The organism is Kordiimonas marina (assembly GCF_023006325.1).
GTDB lineage: Bacteria > Pseudomonadota > Alphaproteobacteria > Sphingomonadales > Kordiimonadaceae > Kordiimonas > Kordiimonas marina.
In genome coordinates, this window is sequence record NZ_JAINDF010000008.1 from 1 (window position 1) to 11,671 (window position 11,671).

The 11,671-nt window shown below is 58.3% G+C and carries 10 protein-coding genes; 3 read left to right on the forward strand and 7 right to left on the reverse strand.

Annotated features, from left to right (window positions below; all coding sequences use genetic code 11):
• Positions 1 to 604: 604 nt before the first annotated feature.
• Positions 605 to 1,486, forward strand: coding sequence for an AraC family transcriptional regulator (locus K6118_RS16085; protein ID WP_247121510.1), 882 nt, complete (start codon positions 605 to 607; stop codon positions 1,484 to 1,486).
• A gap of 129 nt (positions 1,487 to 1,615) precedes the next feature.
• Here K6118_RS16085 and K6118_RS16090 read toward each other — a convergent pair whose 3' ends face one another.
• Together K6118_RS16090 and K6118_RS16095 are read right to left on the reverse strand one after the other, a co-directional pair.
• Positions 1,616 to 2,215: a CatB-related O-acetyltransferase gene (locus K6118_RS16090; RefSeq protein ID WP_247121511.1), complete on the reverse strand. Its 600-nt coding sequence runs from the start codon at positions 2,213 to 2,215 to the stop codon at positions 1,616 to 1,618.
• Between the two features lie 130 nt (positions 2,216 to 2,345).
• Entirely contained in the window at positions 2,346 to 3,257 is a 912-nt protein-coding gene (locus K6118_RS16095; protein ID WP_281500871.1) for a LysR family transcriptional regulator, read from the reverse strand.
• Between the two features lie 103 nt (positions 3,258 to 3,360).
• On the opposite strand from K6118_RS16095, the gene K6118_RS16100 reads away from it, so the two are divergent.
• A complete protein-coding gene (locus tag K6118_RS16100; protein WP_247121513.1) occupies positions 3,361 to 4,686 on the forward strand; it encodes an aspartate aminotransferase family protein in 1,326 nt (441 codons plus the stop codon).
• Positions 4,679 to 5,503 (forward strand): beta-keto acid cleavage family enzyme, encoded by an 825-nt coding sequence (locus K6118_RS16105; protein ID WP_247121514.1) that lies wholly within the window; start codon positions 4,679 to 4,681, stop codon positions 5,501 to 5,503. Before K6118_RS16100 ends, K6118_RS16105 begins: the two co-directional genes overlap by 8 nt.
• 40 nt (positions 5,504 to 5,543) lie before the next feature.
• On the opposite strand, the gene K6118_RS16110 is transcribed toward K6118_RS16105, so the two are convergent.
• The 5 genes from K6118_RS16110 to K6118_RS16130 all read right to left on the reverse strand — a co-directional run bounded on the left by K6118_RS16110 (position 5,544) and on the right by K6118_RS16130 (position 11,655).
• Positions 5,544 to 5,990 carry an Lrp/AsnC family transcriptional regulator gene (locus K6118_RS16110; RefSeq protein WP_247121515.1) on the reverse strand — a complete coding sequence of 149 codons (447 nt, stop codon included), beginning with the start codon at positions 5,988 to 5,990 and terminating at the stop codon, positions 5,544 to 5,546.
• Positions 5,991 to 6,094: 104 nt separating this feature from the next.
• A complete protein-coding gene (locus K6118_RS16115) occupies positions 6,095 to 8,248 on the reverse strand; it encodes a TonB-dependent receptor (RefSeq protein WP_247121516.1) in 2,154 nt (717 codons plus the stop codon).
• Between the two features lie 20 nt (positions 8,249 to 8,268).
• Complete coding sequence (locus K6118_RS16120; RefSeq protein WP_247121517.1) at positions 8,269 to 8,997, reverse strand: aspartate/glutamate racemase family protein; 729 nt, start codon at positions 8,995 to 8,997, stop codon at positions 8,269 to 8,271.
• Entirely contained in the window at positions 8,997 to 10,100 is a 1,104-nt protein-coding gene (locus K6118_RS16125) for an S-methyl thiohydantoin desulfurase family protein (protein WP_247121518.1), read from the reverse strand. The genes K6118_RS16120 and K6118_RS16125 overlap by 1 nt, the downstream gene beginning before the upstream one ends.
• Position 10,101: 1 nt before the next feature.
• Positions 10,102 to 11,655, reverse strand: a complete 1,554-nt coding sequence (locus K6118_RS16130; protein ID WP_247121519.1) for a hydantoinase/oxoprolinase N-terminal domain-containing protein — start codon at positions 11,653 to 11,655, stop codon at positions 10,102 to 10,104.
• Positions 11,656 to 11,671: the final 16 nt, after the last annotated feature.

Consider the following 11,671-nt stretch of genomic DNA (forward strand, 5'->3'; position numbering starts at 1 on the left):
GGGACGGTGAATGAAGCTGTGTTCGGCCGCAGCAACGCGGAGGCAACACGAGGAGCGCAAAGCGCCCGCAGTGGTAAATCCTGCCCCCGCAACCAAAAATGTAGAAGCCCAGCCTCGTGCTGGGCTTTCTCATTTTTTGCTGTCGGGGACCACGGACTTGAACCTCACAAGACGGGCCAAAGCCCGGGTTGCTCAAGGCTCCCTACGGAGCAAAGCGGAGTGACGAGGTAGGCCAAAGGCCTGACGAGACTAATCCTGAACCCAAAATCATCTTCCTTTGCTCAGCAAGTGCACCAGATCCTCCAAGTGCACGCTCGGGGGTTTTGCCGTTTTGGCGGCGGGTTTGCAGGCGCGGCACAGGCTGGGTATTGCAGCCAGGTCGCCGGTACCATCAATGTTTTTGTTGCCTGGACCGGCCCCAAGTTGCTGGAGCAATTCTTTGACCCGACCGGCCGCTGCATCTTATCGTATGTGGCCGTTCGAATTGCAGTTCACCAGCAGTAATCTGCGCGTACGGGCAGTTTTGCCTCCTCAAAATAGCAAGATCGGTCGAGCATTCTATAGATACGCATGCCACGTTGCGATTGCCACGGAGGAAGAAGATATGACGACGACGCTCGACCAATACCACGCTAGAATGCTGAGGGTCCTGGACCATGTGGACCAGCACTTGGACGATGATCTGGACTTGGCAGAAGTGAGCAGTGTCGCGGCATTTTCCAAATTCCATTTCCACCGGCAATTCAAGGCTATCTTCGGGATTTCCCTGCATCACTACGTCCAGCTGGCCCGTATGAGACGGGCCTCGCAGGACCTGGCAAATGGCAACGGGGAAAGCGTTACCGAGATTGCTCTGACGGCCGGCTATGAGGCACCCGACGCCTTCGCCCGCGCATTTCGCAAGCGATTTGGCCAATCACCGTCGGGTTTCCGGAAATCTCCCGACTGGGAGCCGTGGCTCATGGCCTTCAGGCCCTTCAATGCTGCTAGGAGTATAATGATGGAAACGACCTTTCTTCCTGACCAAGTGAACATCCGCGAAGTAGCCCCGACACGGGTTGCGATCTTTGAGCACCGGGGCGGTCCCGAAACACTCAACGCCACCATTGAGCGGTTTATCGAGTGGCGAAAAGCCGCAGGACTTTCGCCCCGGACCAATCCGACTTTCAACATCTGGTATTCGGAACGTCGCCCTGCCAATCCTGACGACTACAGTATGGATCTCTGCATCGGCCTTGATGCTGATCAGCCAATTGAGGTCGCCGACGAGAATGTCAAAATCGGGGAGATCCCCGGCGGGCGCTGTGCCGTCCTGCGCGTAAACGGGGATACCCACAATCTGGAGCCGGCTGCGCTCTATCTATACCGTGACTGGTTACCCACCAGCGGTGAGGAGATGCGCGACTTTCCTATCTATTGTCGACGTTTCTTTTTGGATGAACCCGAGCTGGGCACGGCTGCTGAGCTGCACCTGCCCCTGAAATGAGGGTGCGGTCGCCCTTAAGCAATAGTTGCTCAATGGAGCCGCTTGCCCCTAGGGGCAGGCGGCTATGCACCCCGAGACCATCGATGAAAAGAGCAATGCAGTAGTCGGTTTGCAATCCGGCGATATGCGCTAAATGCTGGGGCGAAACCGTTTCAGCAGGTCTTTCAACAGGGGAAGGGTTGGCGCTGTCGTCAAATCCTGAGCGATCGCCCCGATCTCCTCGGTTTCCAGATCCCACCAGCGCAACTGGGTGAGCAAGGTTATCATGTCGTCATCGAAACGCCTGCGAACAGCGCGTGCCGGATTGCCGCCCACCACCGTATAGGGGGCGACATCCCGCAACACCATGGCATTGGCGCCGATGACCGCACCGTCTCCCACAGTGACGCCGGACATGATGGTGGCACCGAAGCCGATCCAGACATCATTGCCTATCTTGATGTCGCCCCGTGTTGCAGGGTGCCCCAGGATCGGCGTGTCTGTCTGTCCCGGCATCTTGAGATGGGAAAAAGGGAAGGTGGCTATCCAGTCTGTGCGGTGGTTGCCGCCCAGGCAAAAGACCACGTCTTCCGCAATCGAGCAGAAAGCCCCGACTTCAAGAGCTGCCCCTTCGCCCCATTCCTTGATGACTGGCGGCCTGGCGGCATATGTGAAGCGGCCTACCGAAACAGGGCTATCACCGACGGTCCAGGACCGTGCTTTATCCTTGGGTCTCCAATCAGGGGGCATACAGTATGGCCTTTACAGATGGTATTGGGATCAGGTTACAAGATATCGCCGAGTTTTTGCCAGAGGGCCGATCGTCTCCGCCAGACTTTTTTCTTTTTTAGACATTCAGGATGCCGCTATCGGGCAAGACCTAATAGGCAGGAACGGTCTCCAGACAGGTCCTGAAGACAGATAGAAACTGTTTAGCATGGCTGTTGAGCGGGTGCTCATAGGAATAGACGGCGGTCACCGGTAATTCAGGCGCGGCTTCGATTGGTCTGATAGCAAAGTTGCCCGCGCCGAAACAGGCGGCTGCGTAGGCGGCGGTCACGCTGTCAATTATGGCGGCGCCCACGCCCTTCGCGGCAAGGTTTGCTGCGACATTGTGATTGTGGACACGGACCAGATAGCGCGGCGTGACCCCCGCCTCATCCATCAAGCGTTCCACGGCGTTTCCAAGCGGCTCTCCTGAGAAAGTCCCAACAAGGGGATGGGCCGTGAGGGCTTCTAAAGAGAGCTTTTCCTGTTCCAGCAATGGGGACCCGGTGGGAACAACAGCAACCAGCTGAACCTTGCCCACAGTCAGGGAGCCGACCCCTGGCGTCTCCTCCATCCCGAAGGTGAAGCCCAGGTAATTCTGGCCCGCTGAGGCGGTAAGGCCGTTCAATATTTGCGCATGGTGCTGTGTGGTGACATCGATCATACAGCTGTGGGGCCGGCCCAGGAACCGGGTGATGGCTTCCGGTATCAGTTCGTGGCTCAAGGCCGGTGGCGCGGCGATACGCAGATGAGAGGTCAGGTCGGTTTTAAGCCTCTCCGCCAACGATCTGAAGACGGTGAGGGAATCCTGAATGCGCTCAGCTTCACCATAGAGAAGTTTCGCTTCCGCGGTCGGGTGCAACCGTCCACCGGTCCGGTGAAACAGGTTAAAGCCAATGGTGGCCTCGATCTGTTTCAAGCTGGCAGTGACAGCTGGCTGTGTAATACCCAGGCGGTTCGCCGCCTCGGTGACAGTGCCGCTTTTCATGACGGCATGAAATATCTCAATTTGGCGCCCGTTCATGCTGTAACCATAAGCATAATTTATAGATAAAGGTAAAACATAAATTAGTGGCCGCCCTGCTGCCAGGCGACAATGTGGTCCTAACGACCAAGGGGACCAAAGGATGACGTCTGTTTTCTATCGGGATATGGGCAAGGCATACCCTGTCGCGGTAAGCGCCTCGGGGATGCATATTTATGATGCGGACGGCAAGGCTTACCTCGATATGTGCGGCGGCGCGGCGGTGTCCTGTCTCGGGCATCAGCACCCTGACGTTATCAGGGCTGTGAAGGCACAGCTTGATCAGATGGCCTTTGCCCACACGGCTTTCTTTTCCAGCAGGCCCCAGGAACAGCTGGCGGAAAGGCTTGTCGCACGCTTCGGTGACCCTGGGGCAAGGGCCTATTTCACCGCAGGGGGCTCCGAGGCGAATGAAACCGCGCTCAAGCTGGCCTGGCAATATTGGAAGGCCTTGGGCAGGCCTGAAAAAGCAAAGATTATCAGCCGGGACCATAGTTATCACGGCAACACGTTTGGCACCTTGTCGGTAAGCGGCAACCCGGCCCGGCGGCGCCCGATGGATGGCCTGTTGATAGAATGGCCGCGGATCGTGCCCTGCTATGCCTATCGTCATCAGGAAGCCGGTGAAGGCCCGGAAGCCTATGGCCTGCGTGCAGCCGGCGATCTGGAAGACGCGATCAAGGCTGCCGGGGCGGAAACGGTCGCGGCTTTTATCGTCGAGCCTGTGGTCGGCGCATCCTTGGGGGCCGTATCGGCGAGCCCCGGCTATTTCAAGAAAATACGCGAAATCTGCGACCGCTACGACATTCTGCTGATCGCGGATGAGGTCATGTGTGGCTCGGGGCGGACAGGCTCTTTCTTTGCGTTTGAGCAGGAAGGTTTCAGGCCCGACATCGTGACCCTGGCCAAGGGGATCGGCGGTGGCTACCAACCGCTGGCCGCAACCATCGCTTCTTCGAGGATTGTTGAAGCTTTACAGGAATCCCCTGCGGGCTTTTCCCACGGCCATACCTATATTGGCCATGCCTGTGCGTGCGCGGCGGGGCTCGCGGTTCAGGAGGCCTTTGAGACGTACCAGCTGTTGGAGGCTGTCCGAACCAAGGGCGCGCAGCTTCAGGACGCACTCACGGAGCGGTTTTCCGACCATCCGAACGTTGGGGATATTCGGGGACGTGGGCTTTTCAGGGCGATTGAATTTGTCGCAGACAAGGAAACGAAAGCCCCTATAGAAAATAGTGCGGCTGTGGCTGGCAGGATAAAGGCCACGGCGATGACGCATGGCCTGATGGTCTATCCCGGCGGCAATAACGAAGAGGGTGGCAGTAGTTGCCACATCCTGCTGGCACCGCCCTATATTCTTGAGGATGAGCATATTGGTATGCTGATCAGCAGGCTTGAAGCTGTCATTGGGGAGGTTTTCGGTGACTGAAACACCCTGCATCTTGATGGTGGCGCCCAACGGCGCCCGGCGGACAAAAGCCGATCATACGGCGCTTCCCATGGGGCCGGCCGAATTGGCCGCGTGCGCCAGGGAGGTGTTGGATGCGGGCGCCAGCATATTTCATTTGCATGTGCGGGACGACAATGGCGCGCATACGCTTGACACGGGGCGATACCGGGAGGCGATCAACGCCATAAGGGGCGAAGTGGGGTCAGGCCTTATCCTTCAGGTGACATCTGAAGCGGTCGGCCAGTATGGCCCCGCGGCCCAGATGGCGATGGTGCGGGACTTGCGCCCGGAAGCCGTTTCGGTCGCGCTCCGGGAACTGGTGCCGGGCATAGACGCAACGGATGCACAGCGCGCCTTCTTCGACTGGATGCGCGAGGCGGGCATTTTCTATCAGGTTATCCTGTATGACGCGGTGGATTTGGCGCGGTTTGACGACCTTCTCGATGAGGGTTTCTTTGGAGACCTTACACCATTTGTCCTGTTTGTTGCTGGACGGTATGGGCAGGAAGCTGCGGAACCAGGAAACAATTTCGAGTATTTCCGGGGGCGTGCCGGGGCCTTGTCCTTCCCCTGGGCGGTGTGCGCGTTTGGTGCACAGGAATATGACGCGGTCCTGTTCGCGGCCCGGCAGGGTGGTCATGTCCGGGTGGGGTTCGAAAATAACCTGTGGCGCCCGGATGGGGAGCCGGTTTCAAACAATGCCGAGCTGGTTCATGAAGCCCGGCGCCAAGTGGAACTTACGGGCCGCACAGTGGCAACGGCAGACGATGTCCGCGCCATATTTAATTTTGCATGACTGGGGCATTCTTCTGCTGTCGGCCTAGGCGGACGCTTGTTTACTGCTCGAGCGAGATCATTGTTGTCGTGCCCTTCACCAGGGTATTGGTGTTCAATGTTGTGGTACGGAACGCATTCAGGTCCGCCATATGACGCCCGACAAACTCCAGCATGAAATCGAACTCACCCGACAAGGAATGAAGCCTGATGACATGTTCCTGGTCGGAAAGGGATGTCCGGAAGGCATCCAGCACGTCGGCGCTTTGTCGCTTCAGTTTGATAAAAATAAAGGCGGTGATCCCCAAGCCTAGCGCCCTTCGGTCAACTTCAAGGCGCCAGCCTTTATAGGCGTGGTGTTTCTTGAGGCGCCTTACCAGCCGCTGGGCATCGCCATCATGCTGGTGTTCGGCGCCTTTGCCGACAAACATATGCTGTGTGGGCTCCCCCATCAGGGCGGACAGGAGCGTCCAATCCGGGGCTGCCATCCATTTCAAGGGCCGTATCATATGTTCTTTCCGTGGGAATAGTTGACGTCTTGACCCTAAAGATTCCTCCCCGCAGTCGCGGGAAGGAATAAGTTGGAGGTGTAGCTGAGGTGCTATTGCCGAGGTTAGAATTTGATCTTGGCTTCCAATGCCCAGGTGCTGGGCTGAGCACGGAACCCAATCGCGGTATCGAGACCGGAGAACGCGGTCGGGTTGAAGTCGGTGTAATATTGTTCGTTGAAGAGGTTCTTGCCGGTGAAATAGATACCCCAGCCTTCGGTCTCAACCCCGACCCGGACGCCGAGAAGATCAACCGGGCCTTGAACGTCGGCATTATCCACCTGCCAGTATTTCTTGCCGCGGTGCTCATAATCGACGCGCGTCATCAGGTTGAGCGTATCGGTGAGCGCTGTGTCATACTGGAAGCCGGCATTGAGCGACCAGTTGGTGGTTTTGGGTGTCTTGTTGCCGACGGTGGACGGAAGGTCCTTATTCTCCTTGATGGTGCTGTCGGTGGTACCGAGGCCGGCAAACACTTGCAGACCGGGACCGACGAGTGCCTGGACTTCCAGTTCGACACCCCAGATGTCCACCTTGTCGATATTGCCGATAATCTGGGCGGCACTGGCGGCATCGACAAAGAAGAACTGGAAGTTATCGCTGCGGGCCCGATAGACGGCGCCGTTCAGGATCAGGCGGCGATCCAGCCACGAGGTTTTGAAGCCTGCCTCGAAGTTGTCCAGATTTTCGGCCTTGAAGACAGGAATACGGACATTCGGTGCGTTAAAGCCGCCTGAGCGGAAGCCGGTGCTGAAGGTGCCGTAAATCAGTTTGCTGTCATCGAACTTGTAGGTCAGCGTTGCCTTGGGCTGGACGGAATCAAAGTCAGCCTTCCTGACGTCACCAGTTGAAAGGTCGGTCTGTTTCCGTTTGTCCAGGTCATAGCGAAGGGCACCGGAGAGGGTCAGCTTTTCGCTGATGTCATAGTCGAAGCTGCCATAGACCGCATAAGCATTGTTGTTGTTGCTCTCATTGTGGTCGATCAGCAGGAAGCCGGTGTCGATCTGGTCGAGCTGGCTGGTGGTGTCCAGGAAGGCGCGCGTGCGCAGGTCTTTCTTGGTATTCAGGTAATAGACCCCGGCAATCCAGCGGAAGGGGCCGCTGTTATTGGAAACCAGGCGAAATTCCTGGCTGAACAAGTCTGTTCCAAGGTCCTGGCCCTGGCCAACCTGGATACCCAGCCCTAGGAACCCGCCCGGCTTGTCGACCGGGTTGGTGAAATCCAGGTCACCCCGGTAATTTTCGGTCAGCGACGTATATCCGGTGATGCTGGTCAAGGTTGCGCTGCCCAGCTCGGCGTCGAATTTTGCCGACGTGTCGAAGATATTGCCATAGGTCAGGCCCTGGATATTTTCGCTCGGCAGGACATAGTCGTCCGCGCGGCCCGAAAAGATGACCGAGTCATAAATGGCCCCGGCCTGGAAATCCCGGTAGGAGGCGCGAAGGTCCATCGAAAGCGTGTCGTTGAAACGCTGGGTATATTTGCCTCGTGTCTCCCAGTCATGGTCGATGAAATCTACATTTTTGCCGGTGTAGCTGTTCTGGATGCGGCCACCATCGGACTTGTAACTCCCGGCGACGCGCAGACCGCCGTCCTGACCTACGGGGGTGGAGATAACGCCGGAGACATCGACGGCGTCACCGCGGCCATAGCTGGCATCCAACTTGCCTTCGAAATGGTCGCCGGCGTTTTTCGTGACGATATTGATCGCACCGCCGATCGCGTTACGGCCGTAAAGACCGCCTTGCGGCCCCTTGAGGACTTCGATCCGCTCGATATCGAACAGGTTCATCTTGAACTGTTTCTGGCTGTTCTGGGGTACACCGTCGACGATGATGGCGACAGGCGAGTCTGCATTGTTGATTTGAGTAACGCCGCGAACCACCACGAAGGTGTTCAGATAGGTGAAGCTGTCATCGAGCGACACGTTCGGCACCATGTTGACGAAATCCTGGGACGACTTGATGCCCGCGGCTTCTATCTTGGCGTCAGAGAAAGCGTCAACCTGCATGGGAACGTCCTGCAGGCGTTCGGACCGACGCTGAGCGGTGACGACAACTTCCTCAAGTGAGGTTTCCTGGGCCGGGTCTGCCTTGGCGCTCTTGCTGTCTTTGGTGTCTGCGGCGTGGGCAGACAGGGTGGCGAAGGACGCAAGCGCGAGCGCCATGGCGATATGACTAGGACTAGAACTTGAACTGGCTTTTACTGACGGTTTCATAACTTTCCTCCCGATTTTTATTAGAATGGGTATCCTGCGATGGGCTTGATATTTGGCGTGGCGTAACTGTGTTTGCTGTGCGAAAGCCCGGCTCTCACGAAGGCCTCGGCCATGCAAACGGCTGCTGGGATGGGGTCGATAACGGGGACATCCAGTCCTTTGCTCTTGAGGGTCGTGCTGATAGCGCTTGCGCAGCCGAGGAAACCGGTGCAGCCGAGGATGATGGTGTCGGCATGGTCCTTCTCAACAGCCTCGACAGCCTGTTCGGCCAGCTTCTGCTGCACTTCCCCGAGGCGGGCCTCAAGCTCCAGTACCGGAATGTCGATCACTCGGAGCGAAGCCATCTTGCCGGCGACACCATAGAGGGTGGCGAGATTGTCCAGCATGGGACGTACGCTTTCGACTACCGTTACGATCGAGAAGCGGTGGCCCATCATGGCTGCCATATGCATGGAAGCTTCGCCGGGGCCGATAATCGGAATCCGCACCAGTTCCCGCGCGGCAGGCACCCCGGGGTCTCCAAGACAGTCGACGATGAGGGCATCTGCGCCGTCCTTTTCGGCTTCAATGGCGCGGGCAGCAACCCCGGGCACAGCGAGGGCATGTTCGAACTCATTCTCGATCGAGGAGGGGCCTGCCTCCAGAAGAACGTGGCTGAATTCAAGGTCCGGCCGTTTGAGAAAGTCGATGTCGGCAAGGTCCCGCACGCCCTTGGTGATGATAGGGGTGACGATACGGATATGAACCATTAGTGCTTCTCCATCAGTTGGCGGATGGGAACATAGGTTTCCCCGAGGCCGAATTCCTGCGGCCCCATGACCTTAAGCGCGGCTTCTGTCTTGAGGGGCGGCGGGGCGCTGCAGCCGATTACCGCCACGCGTTGGCCGTATGCCAGCCGCTCTGTCGGGATGGCGTGGCCGGTTTCCTGGTCGACAACGGTAATGAGGTCGGGGACGACACAGCGCAGCTGGCCGTCCACATACATCACCAGGTTTTCGTTCCGGAAAATAAGTTCCGCTTCACCCTGTCCGAAGAGAGCTGAGATCATACACCGGCCCGTAACCCAGCCCTTGCTGGTATTCCGTTCGATTTCCGTAATTTTTCCGTCGAAAAGACGGTAGGCATCCCGGTAGTAATTATGGCCTTGGAGGGCGCCGACAAGCCGTTCGATGGCAGAGCTTGCATTATCGCCCGAGTTACGGACGGCCTTGCCAATGGAGAGGGCCGCGCTGATGGTGTCGCGCACGACGCCGGTCCGGGCTTCGGTGCCGGTCATCGGATAACAGGACATGCAGAGGCTGGCCCCCATTTCTGCGACGACCGGGCGGGCGAGACGCTCTGCCTTTTTGGCGTCTTTTGTCTGGATCAACAGGCTGTTGCCATGTTCATCGGCCAGCGTCATGGGGGCGACACTGATGCCGTTTACGGCCATGGCAGTCATCTGCAGTTCCGGGAAGGCCCGGCCCATGCCATCGCCATCGACCAGCGGCAGGCCACGCATGGCGGCGTAGGCGACGGGCATCATGGAATTGCATCCGCCAATTTCGGCGGAGATGATGGCATTGGCAGACCGTCCTAGATACTGCTCGAGCAGGTTGACCGCATAATGCTGGTCCTCAACCGAAAACAGCTTTTCGATCATGACCGTCGGGGCGCCGATGGCGGCGGCCACGAAAACATTGTCCGCATCAGCCAGGTCATCGACAGAGACAAGCTTCACCGGCCCATATTTCGTAAGCGCTTCACGGCACAGCAGCATCCCCAGATAGGGATCACCACCGCCGCCGGTGCCCAGAAAGGCCGACCCGATGGCAAGGTCTTCGATATTGTCCAAAGTAATTTCGGTGGTCATGTTACGCTTTCTCCATCACCAGATCGCCGACGGCACGGCAAACGACGCGCGTGGCACCTCCAGGCAAATATTGAAGGGGAACGGCTTCCAGGTTGACTATTTCGATGGTGTCCGGGTTTGCCCCGGCGGCAATGGCAGCTTCCGAGGCCCGCGTTTTCGCGTCCTGAAGTGCTTCGTCCCGCGTGTCTTCTGCGATGTGGTAAATCCGGTCGACTTCACCGCTGATCTGGCCGATCGCAGCGCCGACGGCGTTTGCGACCCCGGCATGGTCAGGAGCATGGGCTTCGGATACGCCTTCAAGCGGCCGGCTGATCAGGACATGGCCGCCGCCCACCAGGATCATCGGAATATCATCTTTGGACGTCTTCATCCGGTCGATGCCGTCCTCGGCCAACCGGTGGATTGCATCTTGGGCCGCGAAGACCAGTCCGGGGTCCAACGTTTCCACGAGGCTCTTGTCCCCAAAATCAGCATTGCCGGACGCGACCGCGATATCGCTTGCGGTCAGTGTCTGGCCACCGAATATTTTGGCTTCTTCGAGAAGGCGGAACGCCACGGAGTCCGGCCCCACGGTTACTTTCCCGCCATCTGCGCGGATACGACTGCCGCCGCCAAGACCGATGGATAGAATATCGGGCATCCGGAAATTGGTGCGGACCCCACCCACATCCACATGGACGCTGGACTGACGTGGGAACCCGTTGACCAGCACGCCCACATCGGTGGTGGTGCCGCCAATGTCGACGACGATGGCGTTCTTGAGCCCGGTAAGCCACGCCGCGCCCCGGAGGCTGTTGGTCGGGCCGGCCGCGAACGTAAGAACGGGATATTGCCGCAGTAGGCTGGTCGGCATCAGGGTGCCATCGTTCTGGCTGACAAAGAATGGCGCCGTGATGCCAAGGCTTTCCAGGGCCCGGCCGAAGGCATCCGCCACATGGTCCGCGAGGGCACGGAGGCTGGCGTTCATGATCGCGGCATTTTCCCGCTCCAGTAGGCCTACACGCCCCAGTTGGGACGACAGCGAAATGCTGGCGGAGGGGACAACCATCTTGATGAGCTCGGCAGCCCGTATCTCCTGCTCAGCATTGAGCTGGCTGAAGATACCGGCGATTGCCACCTGCTCGATGCCCTTGGCCTTGATCTCTTCCGCGGCGGCTGTGATTGCCGCTTCGTCGAGGGGCGCTATCAACCGGCCATCAAACTCATAGCCACCGCCGATCATGGCAAAGCCGCCGAAAACGGCATTCTTCATGGCGTCCGGCCAGGTGGAGAAGGGAGGGATACCGCGCCCGGCCGGAGCGCCAATACGCAGGGCAAAGACCTGAGAGAGGCCCTTGGCCTGCACGAAGGCGTTGGTGAAATGTGTCGTGCCGATCATGACGCAATCAATGGCATCACCCGTGGTTCCCGTCTCTTCAAGGATGGCGCCGATGGCCGCCTCAATCCCGTCGCTGACGTTAGCCGTGGTCGGCATCTTTCGAGAGGCAAGGACCAAGTCGCCGTCCATCAGGACTGCGTCGGTATTTGTCCCGCCTACATCTACACCAATACGCATAATGCACCTCAATGCT